The organism is Streptomyces brevispora (assembly GCF_007829885.1).
GTDB lineage: Bacteria > Actinomycetota > Actinomycetes > Streptomycetales > Streptomycetaceae > Streptomyces > Streptomyces brevispora.
On record NZ_VIWW01000001.1, the window covers coordinates 1,852,222 to 1,866,852 of the forward strand.

12 protein-coding genes and 1 tRNA gene are annotated in these 14,631 nt (G+C 72.7%); 10 read left to right on the forward strand and 3 right to left on the reverse strand.

Going from position 1 to position 14,631, the window contains the following annotated elements; translation table 11 throughout:
- The first annotated feature begins 81 nt into the window (after positions 1-81).
- The 7 genes from FHX80_RS08595 to FHX80_RS08625 all read left to right on the forward strand — a co-directional run bounded on the left by FHX80_RS08595 (position 82) and on the right by FHX80_RS08625 (position 6,523).
- On the forward strand, positions 82-1,056 hold the full coding sequence (locus tag FHX80_RS08595) for a phosphatase PAP2 family protein (RefSeq protein ID WP_208764773.1): 975 nt from the start codon (positions 82-84) through the stop codon (positions 1,054-1,056).
- Positions 959-2,128 (forward strand): hypothetical protein, encoded by a 1,170-nt coding sequence (locus FHX80_RS08600; RefSeq protein ID WP_145763656.1) that lies wholly within the window; start codon positions 959-961, stop codon positions 2,126-2,128. The genes FHX80_RS08595 and FHX80_RS08600 overlap by 98 nt, the downstream gene beginning before the upstream one ends.
- Positions 2,119-3,726: a hypothetical protein gene (locus FHX80_RS08605; protein ID WP_145763657.1), complete on the forward strand. Its 1,608-nt coding sequence runs from the start codon at positions 2,119-2,121 to the stop codon at positions 3,724-3,726. The genes FHX80_RS08600 and FHX80_RS08605 overlap by 10 nt, the downstream gene beginning before the upstream one ends.
- The gene (locus FHX80_RS08610; protein WP_145763658.1) at positions 3,723-5,057 is read left to right on the forward strand and encodes an AAA domain-containing protein; all 1,335 of its coding nucleotides are present in this window, start codon (positions 3,723-3,725) and stop codon (positions 5,055-5,057) included. The genes FHX80_RS08605 and FHX80_RS08610 overlap by 4 nt, the downstream gene beginning before the upstream one ends.
- Before the next feature lie 145 nt (positions 5,058-5,202).
- Complete coding sequence (locus FHX80_RS08615) at positions 5,203-5,544, forward strand: hypothetical protein (protein ID WP_145763659.1); 342 nt, start codon at positions 5,203-5,205, stop codon at positions 5,542-5,544.
- A gap of 207 nt (positions 5,545-5,751) precedes the next feature.
- Positions 5,752-6,459, forward strand: coding sequence for a bifunctional DNA primase/polymerase (locus FHX80_RS08620; RefSeq protein ID WP_145763660.1), 708 nt, complete (start codon positions 5,752-5,754; stop codon positions 6,457-6,459).
- Positions 6,450-6,523, forward strand: a tRNA-Lys gene (locus FHX80_RS08625). Before FHX80_RS08620 ends, FHX80_RS08625 begins: the two co-directional genes overlap by 10 nt.
- Before the next feature lie 59 nt (positions 6,524-6,582).
- Here FHX80_RS08625 and FHX80_RS08630 read toward each other — a convergent pair.
- Complete coding sequence (locus FHX80_RS08630) at positions 6,583-7,824, reverse strand: M6 family metalloprotease domain-containing protein (RefSeq protein ID WP_167523385.1); 1,242 nt, start codon at positions 7,822-7,824, stop codon at positions 6,583-6,585.
- 403 nt (positions 7,825-8,227) lie between these two features.
- On the opposite strand from FHX80_RS08630, the gene FHX80_RS08635 reads away from it, so the two are divergent.
- Positions 8,228-10,186, forward strand: a complete 1,959-nt coding sequence (locus tag FHX80_RS08635) for a putative bifunctional diguanylate cyclase/phosphodiesterase (protein WP_145763662.1) — start codon at positions 8,228-8,230, stop codon at positions 10,184-10,186.
- Between the two features lie 36 nt (positions 10,187-10,222).
- On the opposite strand, the gene FHX80_RS08640 is transcribed toward FHX80_RS08635, so the two are convergent.
- On the reverse strand, positions 10,223-11,320 hold the full coding sequence (locus FHX80_RS08640; RefSeq protein WP_145763663.1) for an LLM class flavin-dependent oxidoreductase: 1,098 nt from the start codon (positions 11,318-11,320) through the stop codon (positions 10,223-10,225).
- A 157-nt stretch (positions 11,321-11,477) separates the two neighbouring features.
- Positions 11,478-12,299, reverse strand: a complete 822-nt coding sequence (locus tag FHX80_RS08645) for a maleate cis-trans isomerase family protein (RefSeq protein WP_145763664.1) — start codon at positions 12,297-12,299, stop codon at positions 11,478-11,480.
- 207 nt (positions 12,300-12,506) lie between these two features.
- Here FHX80_RS08645 and FHX80_RS08650 point away from each other — a divergent pair, with 207 nt between their 5' ends.
- Positions 12,507-13,466 carry a D-2-hydroxyacid dehydrogenase gene (locus tag FHX80_RS08650; RefSeq protein WP_145763665.1) on the forward strand — a complete coding sequence of 320 codons (960 nt, stop codon included), beginning with the start codon at positions 12,507-12,509 and terminating at the stop codon, positions 13,464-13,466.
- Between the two features lie 256 nt (positions 13,467-13,722).
- A complete protein-coding gene (ehuB, locus tag FHX80_RS08655) occupies positions 13,723-14,625 on the forward strand; it encodes an ectoine/hydroxyectoine ABC transporter substrate-binding protein EhuB (protein ID WP_145763666.1) in 903 nt (300 codons plus the stop codon).
- Positions 14,626-14,631 lie beyond the last annotated feature (6 nt).

Here is a 14,631-nt window from a genome sequence, read left to right on the forward strand (position 1 = left end):
CCGGGGGAATCGCGGCCGACCCGCACCGTACGGTTGAACGCCCGCCGTCGGCCGCATGAACACATGATGGAGAACTTCCGGATGCCGCATGCCACCACCGCGCCCGCGCCGCGCCCCCGGCCCCGCTGGTGGACCGAGCTGCCGCTGCTCGCCCTGGTATACGCGGCGTACTCGGGCGGCAGACTGCTGGTACGCGGCGACGTGTCGACGGCCGTCGACCACGGACTGAGCATCCTGCACCTGGAACAGGCTCTCTTCATCAACTTCGAGCACCCGCTCAACCGGCTGCTGACCGCGCACTCCTCCATAGGGATACCCGCCGACTTCGCGTACGCGTCGCTGCACTACCTGGTCACCCCGGCCGTCCTCATATGGATGTTCCGAAGGCACTCGGAGGCCTACCGCAGGGCCCGCACCTGGCTGATGACCTCCACGATGCTCGGCCTGATCGGCTTCACGCTGATGCCGACCTGCCCGCCGCGGCTGCTGGCCGCCGGACACGGTTTCGTCGACACGATGGCGCAGTACAGCTCGTACGGCTGGTGGGGCACCGAGGCGAGCGCCCCGCGCGGGATGGGCGGGATGACCAACCAGTACGCGGCGATGCCGAGTCTGCACGTCGGCTGGGCGCTGTGGTGCGGGATCCTCATATGGCGCCACGGGCGGCACCCCCTCATACGCGCGGCCGGTATCGCGTACCCGCTGATCACCCTCTTCGTGGTGATGGGCACGGCCAACCACTACTTCCTCGACGCGGTCGCCGGCGCCGCGGTCATGGGGGTCGGCGCCCTGCTGGCCCGGCCCGTGACGCGGCTCGCCAACCAGGTTTGGGCCGCGGTCCTGCCCCGCTTCGTACAGGTGACCGGGGCCATGGAGTCCCCGGATGTCAGTGCCGGATGCAAGACTTCCGCGGGTGAGCGAATCCCCGGCCAGCGGACCTCCTCCGCAGATCCCACCGATGCCGCAGCACCGGCCGGTCCACCTGCCCCGGCCGACGTCACCACCGCCTCCGCGGGAAGAGCCGTCGGCGGTGACGCTGCGGCAGCGGCTCGCTGAGCTGAGGGGCCCGGCCGTCACACCGCTCCCGCTGGACGCCCGCGCACTGGCCGCCCTCGCCGCCAACCCCGGCTGCAAGCGACGCGCCCTGCTCGACGGGGCCGGCGTCGACAAGGCCGCCCTCGCCACCGCACTCGGTTCACCGGCCGCTTTCGGCCAGTCCCAGTTCGCCTTCATGCGGGGCAACGCCTTCGAGGCCAAGGTCAAGGCCGACGGCGGTACGGAACTGATGCGCCTGCTGCACGAGCGGCTCGGCGGGCCCGGCGAGCCGCCCCGCGATGTCGCGGTGCCCGATCTGACGGCAGCAGGCCCCCAGGGCCGCGCCGCGCGCACCGCACTGGCCCTGCGGGAGGCGACCGGGGCGGGCGGCTGGGCGCTGCTGGACCACCCGATGCTGGCCCTGGAGGTGGCGGGCTCACCCGCCTATCTGGAGCCGGACGCGGTGGTGGTGCACCCCGACGGCACCTGGACCGTCGTCGAGATCAAGTCCTTCCCCATGATCGACGGTTCCGCCGACGCGGCGAAGGTCGGCGGGGCCGCCCGCCAGTCCGCGGTCTACGTACTGGCGCTGGAGCGGGTCGCCGAGGCCACCGACGGGGCGCAGGTCGGCCACCGGGTGCTGCTGGTCTGCCCCAAGGACTTCTCCAACCTGCCGACCGCGTCCGTCGTCGACGTACGCAAGCAGCGCGCGGTCACCCGGCGCCAGCTGACCAGACTGACCCGGATCGAGGACATCGCGGCGGCCCTGCCCGAGGGCACCACGTTCGACCCGGAGCGCTCCCCCGAGGAGCTGGACACAGCCGTCGAGTCGGTCGCCGCGGCGTACGCACCGGAGTGCCTGGCCGCCTGCGAGCTCGCGTTCCACTGCCGGGGCAGGGCACGTGCGGCCGGTGCGGTGGAGGCGCTGGGGCGCAGCGTGCGGGGCGAGCTCGGCGGGCTGACCACGGTCGGCGCGGTGCTGGCCGCGGCCGCGGGCAAGGAGGGCGACCCGGCGGATCCGACGGTCGCCGCGCTGCGCCGAGCGGCGGCCCTGCGCGCCGAGGCGCTGGACGGAGGCTCCGTATGTCGCTGATCAGCACCCTGGCCAGGCTGGAGGCCGTGGAGAGCGGCCGCGCGCAGCCGATGACCACGGTCCGCCACCGCCATCTCACCGACCGGCCGCTCGTCCTCGTGCCGCTCACCACCGCGGGCGAGGCGGGCGCCCCGCTCGGCGCCCTCGTCGGCACCGACCGGGACGCGCCCCGGCTGCTGGTCGTGGCGCAGCCGCGCGACCGGGATCTGCGGTTCGCGTTCCTCGCGGAGCTGGCCGAGGCGGTCCTGCCGCACATCGAGTCGTACGCGGATGTGATCGAGCCCGCCGAGCGCAGCGAGACCGACCCGGCGACCGGCAAGAAGATCAAGGTCGAGACCGAGCTGTGCACGGACGCCGCGCAGCTGATCGTGCCGAGCCGGGCGGGCATCGAGTTCGTCCGGCTGCTCGGCCGCTCCATGCGGTTCCGGCGCACCGCCGAGGACGACCCCGACACCCCGTATCCGGCGCCGGCCCGGGTGCCGCTGCTGGGCCGCTGGCTCACGCACTACGGCGAGCGCGCCCGGGTGCCGGGCTCCTCGCTGCTGCTGGCCGGCACCGATCTGCTCAACCGGCACTGGGCGACCGGCCAGTCCACCCTGGAGGACCAGCATCTGGGCGCCCTCCTCGCCTGGATCGACCCGCCGGCCGGGGAGTCCGGGGCCGAGGCCGCGCTCCGCGCCGAGCTGGCCCGGGACCGCGAGGGTCAGCTGCTGTGTCCGCCCGCCGGACCGGCCACCGACCCGGACTTCGACAACCGGCTGCTGGCCCCCGCGATCGAGAAGTTCGACCGTGCGCGCACCTCGTTCGCCGCCGCCGAGGACGGTCTGGCGGCCGATGCCCGGCTCGCCGAACTGTCCGCGGCCGAGCGGGAGATCAGGGCCCTGCTGGCGGGTGTGCTGCGGCCTACCTGGGACGCGGTGTGGCGGGGCCTGGACCTGCTGCGGGAGCTGCCCGAGGGGTCCAGGACCGAGGACCGCTGGACGCGCGACCGCTGGTCGTTCACCGGTCACCGCGACCGGGTACGGTCCGGCGAGCCGCCGCAGCCCCGCCGGGACGACGCGGTGACGGCGGCCCGCAAGCTCGCCTCGCGGGAGACCGCGCAGGCGCAGCTGGAGGCCCAGGAGGCGCTGGACGATCCGCTGGTGCTGGCGGGCCGCCGGCTGGCGGGCGAAGCGTTCCTCGGGGAGGTGACGGGGGTGGAGATGGCGTACAGCGAGTCGAAGCGCCCCTCGCCGCGCCCGCTGGTCTCCGTCCGCACCGACGAGCGGCCGCAGCTGGCCGACCGCGTCAAGGTGTACCGCTCGCTGGACGGCAAGCCGCAGACCGCCGAGTTCGCCGGATACGGGCCGGTGGAGGACGGTGCCGTGCCCGCTCTGGTGCTGCGGATCACCGACCGGATGGGCCGCGGCAGGGAACCGGCCCCGGGTTCGGTGCCGGAGCCCGGTGACCGGATCGCCTGGACCCTCTTCGAGCACGACCAGCGCGGCGGCCCGAAGCTGCCGGAACCGGAGGAGACGCCCTGGACGCACGGCGGTCCGCCGGGCTCCGGTGCGGCTGTCGAGAGCCCTGACCCCGTGACCCCGGAGGACCTGCTGTGACCGACGGATTCGACCCGGGGGCGGCGGCGGGCCGGGCCACCGCCCAGATCCTGGACGACACGCTGAACGGCACGGCCCGCGGCATCGTGGTGGACTCCCCGCCCGGTGCCGGAAAGTCGACGCTGGTGGTCCGCGCCGCGCTCGAACTGGCGGCGGCCGGGCGCCCGCTGATGGTCGTCGCGCAGACGAACGCCCAGGTCGACGACCTGGTGGTCCGGCTGGCCGAGAAGGACCCCGGGCTGCCGGTCGGCCGGTTGCACAGCAGTGACTCCGACCCGTACGACAAGGTGCTGGACGGGCTGGCCAACGTACGGAAGTCGGCGAAGGCGGCGGATCTGGCCGGGCTCGACATCGTCATCTCGACGGCGGCCAAGTGGGCCCATGTGAAGAACGTCGAGCCGTGGGGGCACGCGATCGTCGACGAGGCGTACCAGATGCGCTCGGACGCGCTGCTGGCCGTCGCCGGACTCTTCGAACGGGCCCTGTTCGTGGGCGATCCGGGCCAGCTGGACCCGTTCTCGATCGTGGGCGCGGACCAGTGGGCGGGGCTGAGCTACGACCCGTCGGCGAGCGCGGTCACCACCCTGCTGGCGCACAATCCGGAGCTGCCGCAGCGCCGGCTGCCGGTCTCCTGGCGGCTGCCCGCGTCGGCCGCGCGGCTGGTCTCGGACGCGTTCTACCCGTACACCCCGTTCCGCAGCGGTACGGACCACGGGGACCGGCTGCTGTCGTTCGGTGTCGGGTCCGACGGCTCGGCGGCGGACCGGGTGCTGGACGAGGCCGCGGAGTCCGGCTGGGGTCTGCTGGAGCTGCCCGCCCGGCACACCCCGCGCACGGACCCCGAGGCGGTCCGGGCGGTGGCCACGGTGGTGCGCCGGCTGCTGGACCGGGGCGGCGCGGCCACCAGTGAGCGTTCCCCGGATCCGGCTCCGGTGACGGCGGACCGGGTCGCGGTCGGCACGGCCCACCGCGACCAGGCGGCGGCGGTGCGGGCGGCGCTCGCGGAGCTGGGGGTGACGGGCGTGGCGGTGGACACCGCGAACCGGCTCCAGGGCCGCGAGTTCGATGTGACGGTGGTCCTGCACCCGCTGTCCGGGCGGCCCGACGCCACCGCGTTCCACCTGGAGACGGGCCGGCTGTGCGTGCTGGCTTCCCGCCACCGGCACGCCTGCATCGTGGTCTGCCGCGCGGGCGTCGCGGAGCTGCTGGACGAGCACCCGTCGACGGAGCCGGTCCAGCTGGGCGTCACGGTGAAGTTCCCGGACGGCTGGGAGGCGAACCACCGGGTGCTGGCGCACCTGGCGGAACACCGCGTGCGATGGGGGCGTTGAGGACGGGAGCGTGTCGGAGCGCTTCGGGGCGCTTCGGGGCGCTTCGGGGCGCGGCAGCCGGTCGGCGCACGCGGCCGTAGGCGCCCTTGCGGCGGGCTGGACAATGGAGGGTGGCCGTCGGGCCCACCGAAGGAGGAACAACCACATGGCACAACCCGAGCGGAACGAGCGGCAGCGGCTGCGCCCCGCGCCCCTGCTCTTCGAGCCGTCGGCGTCGGTCGCCGATCCTGAGCACTTCTTCGACCTGGAGTCGATGGACGATCCGAAGGAGTTGCTGAGCCGCTCCACCGAGCTGGCCCTGGCGTTCCGCGCGGCGGCCGACCGGGCCGTCGAGTTCCAGGCGGTCGCGGCCGCTCAGCTGGCCGATCCGCGCCGGTTCGACCGGCTCACCACCGCGGACATCGCCCAGCGGGCGGAGTGGACCGAGGACTACACGCAGAAGATGGTCGAGTTCGGCCGGAGCCTGCTGAACGACCCCAGGCCCTGACCGGTTCACCCGCTGCCCGGTTTACCGGCTGACCGCTCGGCCCACCCCGTGCCGGGTCTCTTGCGGTCTCCCCGCCGAGTCGGGCGCTGACTGTGGGTATAACCACTGGCATATGCCCGAGGGCAAGATACTCCTCGCCACCCCAACCTGTCCCGATTTCCGGCAACTCCCGGCATCGGAGCCATCACTCCCGGTAGACCTGTGTGCATGACCGCATGGCTGCCAGACGAAACGACCCTGCATCACGGCGACGGCCCCTACCGGGAGGCCGACGTCTTCGCCGTCCTGCGCGAGCACGCCGGGAGCCAGACGGCTCAGGTGACCGCCGCCGGCGCCGCCTGGCTGGCCAGCGCCACGGCGTATCCGCGCAGCGCCCTGTCCCAGTGGGAGTCGCACCCGTCCGCTCCCGGGGTCCTGCCGTGCGGTTCGGCCTTCGACGTGGTGAACGTGCCCACGCTCTTCGGGCGCCGGATGCTCGAACACCTCTGGGCGGACGGTCCGGGCTCGGGCCCGGTCGCCACGCACCGCGGCCGGATGCTGCTGTTCGCCTCCCCCGGGACCGCCCAGCGACTGCCCTCGCTGCTGGACTGGGAGGAGTGGGGCAGCGGTCCGGCGTCCCGGCCGGAACGGGACCCGTTGCGGCAGGACGGCAGCGGCCGGAAGGTGCCCCCGCTGCTCTGTCACGGCACCGGGGACGCGGTGACCGTGCCGCCCCTGACCTGCGGACCGAGCGCTTCCGGCCCCCGCTGGCTGGTCGCCCCCGACACCCGCAGCCCCTGGCTGCCGGGGCCCGACGTACTGCTGTGGGCATGTGTGCGAGTGGCCCGGTCGGTGCCCTCGTCGGGGCCCCGGATTTCGATTTTTCCTCCCGCCGATCAGGGTGCTAAGGTCTACGACGTCAGCAGGCGCCGCTAGCTCAGTTGGTTAGAGCAGCTGACTCTTAATCAGCGGGTCCGGGGTTCGAGTCCCTGGCGGCGCACAGACGGAAGAAGCCCCCTCGCGAGAGCGAGGGGGCTTCTTCGTCATGGTCGGCCGCCGCTACTTTCCGGTGGTGATCCGGACCGTCCAGGCGCCCGAGGGAGTCCGGTCGGCGACCTCGATCGCGGCGTGTCCGCCGGGCACGGTGAAGGTCTCGCCGACCCGCAGCGGGGCGTCCGCGAGCGGCGGGTAGACCGACCGGTCCCAGCAGGCGGCCGTGCTGGGGTGGGTGTCGATGACATCGACCGGTCCACCGCCCGACGGGGTCTCGTTACGAATCCGGTAGAGCAGCACGCCCTCGCCGCACGTCGTCCGGTCGTTGCCGGTGGCGCTGCGGGCCTCGATCGCCACGGCGCTGCCCTCGCCCGTCCTGATCACCGCGAGCCGGGTCCCGATGGACGCCCCGGGCACGGGGACGGCCGCCATCGGCTCCAGGGTGACGACCCGGCTGCTCTGGACGCAGGTCACCTGCCGGTCGTCCAGCCAGCCCAGCTTCCACTTGTGCCAGCCGAAGAGATCCGGCGCGAGTCCGAACTGACTGCCCATCACGTCCCAGTCACCCACAAAGGTGTCCCAGTCGCCCTTGCCGTCCGAGGGCCGGTGGTAGAGGTCGGGCAGGTCGAATACATGTCCGGTCTCATGGGCCAGCACGTTGTGGTCCGGCGGGTGCTGTTCGAAAACGGTGACGACGCGCCCGATGTCCGTACCGTCGGCGTGCAGCGGCCGGTCGAAGTTGACGACCTTGGTGGCGTCCGAGTCGATGCCGGGGGCGTCGGGGTCGGCGAGGAGGTAGACGATGTCGTACTTCGAGAAGTCCACCTCGGGGTCGGCCACTTTGATCGCGTCGCGCAGGTAGGCGCTGCGCCGTTCGTTGGACCAGTCACGCTTTATGCCGTACCAGACGGACGGCTTGGGCATCCGGATCCACCGCCGCAGCGGATGCGGGCGCAGGGTGAACTTTCCGTACGAGGCGCGCTGGAAGAACCGGGTGGTGGCGGGGAAATAGTCCGAGGTGAGCTCGGCGGGGGTGGTGACGGGCTTGGCGTCCGGGAACGAGAGGAAGATCATGACCGCGTCGAGCGGATGGTCGGGGCGCGGGTAGGCGCTGTTCCACTCGTCCAGGCCGAGCGAGTGGTGCACGTGGGTCCGGGGCAGCGCACAGGCGTCGGCCGCACCGGTGGCGGCCACGGCAGGTCCCGCGACGAGGGACGTGGCGACGACCGCCAGCAGGGAGACCAGGCCGGCCGTCACGGCGCGCGGACTCGGCTTCACCACCCCTCCGGGTCCGTGCTGACGCGGCACATCTACCTCCGGGTGCGGGGTACGGACGCCTGGGATCTTCAGCACCCTCCCGACCACCCTGTGGCGATTCAGGCGTTACGTCCTGTTCAGCTGCCCCAGTCGGGTCAGCGGACAATCCACACACTCTCCTTCACGGAAAGTCACAATCGATCACCGACACAAAGGGATGGAACAGAGCCGCGCAGAAACGATCAGTCGTGGGCAAACCGGATCTACGCGCGAATGGCCCATGCTGATCGGGCGCGAGGCGCGGAACAGTCGGGGCGCTGGAACGGCCGAGCTCCCAGCCTCTATGCTTCACCTCGCTTTCCTCCGCGGTTTCCGCCCCTGACAACGGCGCTCCACGCGGCGGGCCAGTCCGACCAGACCTGTCCGGGACAGAACTGCATGGCGGGAGCGAACGGTGAGCGCAACCTCCGAAGGGCCGAGGCCCCCGGCGGGCACAGCACCCTCTTCCCCACGACCATCGGTCACGGAGCGTCATGGACCATGGCTTGGGGAGGGCAACCCTGAGGACGTCACCGAGGGAGCGGCCGTCTCCGGGACGCACGACTACCGGGCGGCCTTCCGGGCCGCCACGCTCCCGATGGCCGTCGTCGATCACGAGGGCCTGATCGTCACCGCGAACGAGGCCCTGTCCGCCCTGGTCGGCATCGCCGCCGCGGCGCTCACCGCACAGTCCGCCTCCGATCTGGTCGACCTCGCGGCGGACGGCCGCACCTGGCACGCGTACCGCGAGGTGCTGCACGGCCGGCGCTCCCGCTTCCGCTGCACCCGCAGGCTCAAGCACCCCGACGGGCGCTCCATGTGGGCCGAGATCACCGTCGTACCGATGCCCGCGACGGAGGCGGACGGCGGCAGCGACGGCGACAGTCGTATCGGCGACGGTGACAGCGACGACGGCACGCGGGGCGCGGCCGACGGGAACCGCCCGCCCGGTCAGGTGCTGCTCTCCGTCGCGGACGTCAGTGACCGGCGCGAGCTGCAGAAACAGCTGCGGCATCTCCAGATGCACGACCCGGTGACCCGGCTGCCCAACCGGACGCTGTTCTTCGAGCGGCTTTCGGCCGTCCTGGAGACCCCTCCGTACCAGGACGACTCCTTTCCCGGACGCGGCCGGATCGGGCTCTGCTACCTCGACCTGGACGGCTTCAAGGCCGTCAACGACACCCTGGGCCACCGGATCGGCGACCGGCTGCTCGCCGCCGTCGCCGCCCGGCTCACCGACTGCGCCGAACAGGAGGGCCCGCACCCCACCGGCGCCCCGCTGGTGGCGCGCCTGGGCGGGGACGAGTTCGCGATCCTGGTGGAGGAGTCCACGGGTACGCAGCAGCTGACCGACCTCGCCCGCACCGTGCTCGCCGCACTCCAGAAGCCCTTCGACCTGGCCGGGCAGCGGCTCTCCGTCTCGGCCTCGATCGGCGTGGTGGAACGGCCCGTGGCGGGCACCTCCGCCACGGGTCTCATGCAGGCCGCCGATACGACGCTGTACTGGGCGAAGGCCGACGGCAAGGCCCGCTGGACCGTCTTCGACCCGGAGCGCAACGCCCACCGGATGACCCGCCAGGCCCTCTCGTCCAACCTCCGGCCGGCCGTCGAGCGCGGCGAGTTCACCATCGAGTACCAGCCGCTGGTCGGCATGGCCGACGGGGTCGTACGCGGGGTGGAGGCGCTGGTCCGCTGGAACCACCCGCAGTTCGGCATGCTCTCGCCGAATCGGTTCGTCGCGATCGCCGAGGAGGACGGCTCGATCGTGCAGCTGGGCCGCTGGGTGCTCCGGGCGGCCTGTCGTCAGGCCCGGCGCTGGCAGCTCGACCACCCGGCCGAGCCGCCGCTGTTCATCAGCGTCAACGTCGCGGTCCGCCAGGTCTGGGACTCCGACCTGGTCACCGATGTGGCGGAGATCCTCGCGGAGACCGGCCTGGACCCGGCGCTGTTGCAACTGGAGCTGACCGAGTCCGCGGTGATGGGTTCGGCGGGCCGCCCGCTCCAGGCCCTCCAGTCGCTCAGCGACATGGGCGTCCGGATCGCCATCGACGACTTCGGGACCGGCTACTCCAACCTCGCCTACCTGAGCCGCCTGCCGGTCTCCGTACTGAAGCTGGACGGCGCCTTCGTGCACGGCTTCCGCTACGAGGACGGCACGCATCCCAGCCCCGCCGACGAGACGATCGTCGAGGCCATGGTCCAGCTGGCGCACCGGCTGGGCCTGACCGTCACCGCGGAGTGCGTGGAGACGGCCGGCCAGGCGGAACGGCTGCGCCGGATCGGCTGCGACACCGGGCAGGGCTGGCTCTACTCCCGCGCGGTCGCCCCGGAGCGCATCGCCGAACTGCTCGGCGCCCGCGCGCTGGAGGCCTGAGGCGGCGGCTCCACCGCCACCGCGACCGCGAGCGGGTCAGGCCCCCGGCAGCCCGTACGCGTCCGCGATGAGTCCGTAGCTGTGCAGGCGGGCATCGCCGCCGTGGGCGTTGGCGGTGATCATCAGTTCGTCGGCGCCGGTGCGCTTGGCCAGGTCGTCGAGGCCGGTGCGGACCTCGTCCGCGGTGCCGTGGACGATGTTGACGAGCCAGTTGTCGATGAACTCGCGCTCCATCGAGGTGAAGGCGTACGTCTCCGCCTCCTCGGGCGTCGGGACCAGTCCGGGGCGCCCGGAGCGCAGGCGCAGCATGGACAGGGCGCCGGTCAGGACCTGGCGGCGGGCCTCGCGCTCGTCGTCGGCGGCCAGGGCCGCGACGCCGATCAGGGCGTACGGGGCGTCCAGGACCGCGGACGGCTTGAAGGACTCCCGGTACAGCTCCAGGGCCGGGATGGTGTTCTGGGCCGAGAAGTGGTGGGCGAAGGCGAAGGGCAGGCCGAGCATTCCGGCCAGCCGGGCGCTGAAGCCGGAGGAGCCGAGCAGCCACAGGGGCGGGCGGGCCGGGGACTGGACGCCGCCCTCGGAGGTGGCCTGGACGGGTCCCGGGACCGCGTGGATGCGGGCGTAGGGGTGGCCGTCGGGGAAGTCGTCGTCCAGGAACCGGGTCAGCTCGGCGAGCTGCTGCGGGAAGTCTTCGGCGCCCTCGTTCAGCCGGTCGGAGCGGCGCAGGGCTGCGGCGGTGGCGCCGTCGGTGCCGGGGGCGCGGCCGAGGCCGAGGTCGATGCGGCCGGGGGCCATGGCCTCCAGGGTGCCGAACTGTTCGGCGATGACGAGCGGGGCGTGGTTGGGCAGCATGACGCCACCGGAGCCGAGCCGGATGCGTTCGGTGTGGGCGGCGGTGTGGGCCAGGATCACGGCTGGTGAGGAGGAGGCGACACCGGGCATGGAGTGGTGCTCGGCGACCCAGTAGCGGTGGAAGCCGCGCCGCTCGGCGAGCTGTGCGATCTCGACCCCGGTCCGCAGCGCCTGGCTCGCGGTGCGGCCCTGGCCCACGGTCACCAGATCGAGCACGGAGAGCGGAACGGGTGCTGCTCCCTCCGCCTTGCCACGGATCTCGTCGCCTCGAATGTCGTCCACGTCCTGACCTCTCCGGTGGTGCTCGTATGTCCCTCGTGCGTCCGGAGGAAACAAACAGGAGGTTGACTCCGTTTATTCCCGGGGACGCTTGGGGACCGGCTGGGGGACCCGCCCGGGGACCGGCTGGGGGACCCGCCCGGGGACCGGCTGCCGGGAGCTACTTCTCGGGGGTTCCGCGGGTGTACGCGTTCCTGCCGTGCGCGTACTTCCGGCCGCGCCCCCAGAGTCCCCGGGCCGACGGCGCCGCCGGGGCCGGAGGCGCTTCGCGGGCCGCGAAGAGCGTGCCCAGCCTCGCGGCCCAGGCGTGGCGGTCGGCCAGCCGCAGGGCCTCCCGGACGGTCACCTGGTTCGCGGTGAGGACCGGCTTGCCGAGCAGCTCCTCCAGTTCCGTGAGGTGGCCGACCGTGTGCAGGGCCGTGTCGGGCAGCAGTACCGCCTCCGCGTCCGGGCGGTCGGCCGCGGTGGCCAGCTCCTCGATCCGGTCCGGGCCCCACGACGCGGCCTCGGCGGCCGTGGCGACACCGGCCGCGTGGGTGGCGAGCACCTCGATGCCCTCGTCCGCCAGGAACGCGGTGAAGCGCGCGGCGATCTCCTCGGGGTACGTCGCGGCGACCGCGACCCGGGTGGCGCCCAGCTTCCGTACCGCGTGGACGAAGCCGATGGAGGTGCTGGAGACGGGCACGCCCAGCTCGCGGGCCACGGCCGCGGCCTGGGCGCGGGCGCCCTGCGGGCCGTACAGGAAGCTGCCGCCGTCGCAGGCCCAGACGACGGACTCGACCCCGATCCGTCGCAGTTCCTCGGCGCCGGCCGCGAGCCGGCCGGGTGCGCCCAGGGCCCGCAGGGCGTCCTCGCGGTAGGCGTCGTCGGGGCACTCGGTGTGGTTGACGACGAGTCTGATGGTGCTGTCGAGCAGGATCTCCATCCGCGGATAGTCGTCCTCCGCGAAATGGCCCGGGTAGAGGAAACCGACGGTCGTCATGTCCACCCTTCCTGTGGTCCGGCTGTGGTCCGGCCGCGGCCCGGTCGCGATCCCGCCGCGATCCGGCCGTGGCCGAGAGTCCCCCGCTCCAGTTCAAGTATTCCCCCATCCGCCCCGGTCATCGCCCTGACCTGTTGACGGGGCCGGGAGCGGCTGCGAGCGTGGTGCCTGTGCCCACCTCGGCCGACGAGGGAGGAACCGTCCGCCATGCGGGAGCCCGTCCTGCTCGTCCTGGACGCCGATCCGTCGCCCCGGCTCGGCCGGCTGGCCGGCCGGGTCCTGGTGCGTCACGTGGACAGGGCCGGTCTGGCCGCGCAGCTCCCCCGTGCCGATGTCCTGCTCGTCTGGGACCTCGCCTCCGACGCGGTGCGGGAGGCCTGGCCCGGCGACGGGCCGCGCCCGGCCTGGGTACACACGGCGAGCGTGGGCGTGGACCGGCTGCTCTGCCCGGAGCTGGTGGGGTGCGACACGGTGGTGACCAATGCCCGGGGGGTCTTCGAGCAGCCGATCGCCGAGTACGTGGCGGGGCTGGTGCTGGCGTTCGCGAAGGATCTCCCCGGCACGCTGGAGCTCCAGCAGCGGCGGCGGTGGCGCCACCGCGAGAGCGTCCCGGTCGCGGGCTCCCGTGCCGTGGTCGTCGGCGCCGGGCCGGTCGGCCGTGCCATCACCCGGCTGCTGATGGGGCTGGGCGTCGAGGTGGCGCTGGTGGGACGCACGGCCCGGCGCACGATCCGCGGGGCGGGCGATCTGGACCGGCTGGCGGCGCGGGCCGACTGGGTGATCTGCGCGGCGCCGCTGACCCCGCGGACGCACGGGATGTTCGACACCAGGTTCTTCGGGCTGATGCAGCCGTCGGCCCGGTTCATCAACGTGGGACGCGGCCCGATGGTCGTCGAGGGCGACCTCGTCGACGCGCTGCGCAAGCGGTGGATCGCGGGTGCGGCGCTCGACGCGTTCGAGCGGGAACCGCTCGGCCCGCAGAGCCCGCTGTGGGACGTGCCCGGCCTGATCGTGTCGCCGCACATGAGCGGTGACGCGGTGGGGTGGCGGGACCGGCTGGGTGAGCAGTTCGTCGCGATGTACGAACTGTGGCTGACCGGGCGGCCGTTGCCGAACGTGGTGGACAAACGGCTCGGCTACATCCCGGGGACGGATCTGGACGAGTGACCCCAACCCGGTCCGTCCGATGCCGACTTCACCGCCCCATTGCGGACATCCGGCGATAACGCCCCGTCATCCACCGCATCCCGTACGGGAATACGCCCCGCGCACATCTCGTCACACTCCGCCCATCCCCGGACACGGGAAGGTCACCCTCCGGCCACCGTTCGGTTACATGCGGCCTCCTCCTGCATAGACGTACGGGATCGGGCAGGCGCTCACCCTGTCCGGACTGTTCGACCCCTCCAGGAGACCGCGAACCATGGCTGACTTCCCGAACCTGTCCCGCCGGGGCTTTCTCAACCGATCGGCGGCCGTGGGCGGTCTGCTCGTCGTCCCCGGCCTGCTCTCCGCCTGCAGCAAGACCGGCGCCGACTCCGCGGACGGCCAGGGAGCCCTCGCCAAGCTCCGCAAGCAGGGGTTCGTCCGGGTCGCGTACGCCGACGAGGCCCCGTACGGCTACATGGAGGGCAAGCAGCTCAAGGGCGAGGCGCCCACCCTGCACCGGGAGATCTTCAAGGCACTGGGTGTCGACGAGCTGAGGCCCACGCTCTCCGAGTGGGACGGGCTGATCCCGGGGCTGCAGGCCAGTAAGTACGACGTGGTCAGCGCCGGTATGGCGATCACCCCCGAGCGCTGTGCCAACGCCCTCTTCTCGGAGCCCGAGTTCATCTCGCCGACCGCGATGATGGTGAAGAAGGGCAACCCGGGGAACATCACCGATCTGGCGTCGGCGAAGGCGGCCGGGATCACCGTCGGTGTGATGGCGGGCGCGGTCGAGGGCTCGTACGCCGAGGGCGCGGGCATCCCCAAGGACAGGATCAAGACGCTGCAGAAGCCGCAGGACGGCGCGGACGCGGTCAAGGGCGGCCGGGTCGACGCGTTCCTGCTGACCGGCATCTCGCTGCGCTGGCTCGCCAGGACCAACGCGGGCACCGAGGTCACCGACGCCTTCCTGCCGGAGCTGGACGGGAAGAAGCAGTACAGCCCCGGCGGCGCCGTCTTCCGCAAGGGCAACGAGGAACTGCGGGACGCCTTCAACCGTGAGCTGAAGAAGATCGTCTCCGACAGGTCCCGCTATGTGAGCCTGCTCCAGGACTTCGGTTTCGGGGCCACCGAGCTCCCGCCGGCCACCCTGAAGACGGCCGATCTGTGCAAGGGCTGACAGGGA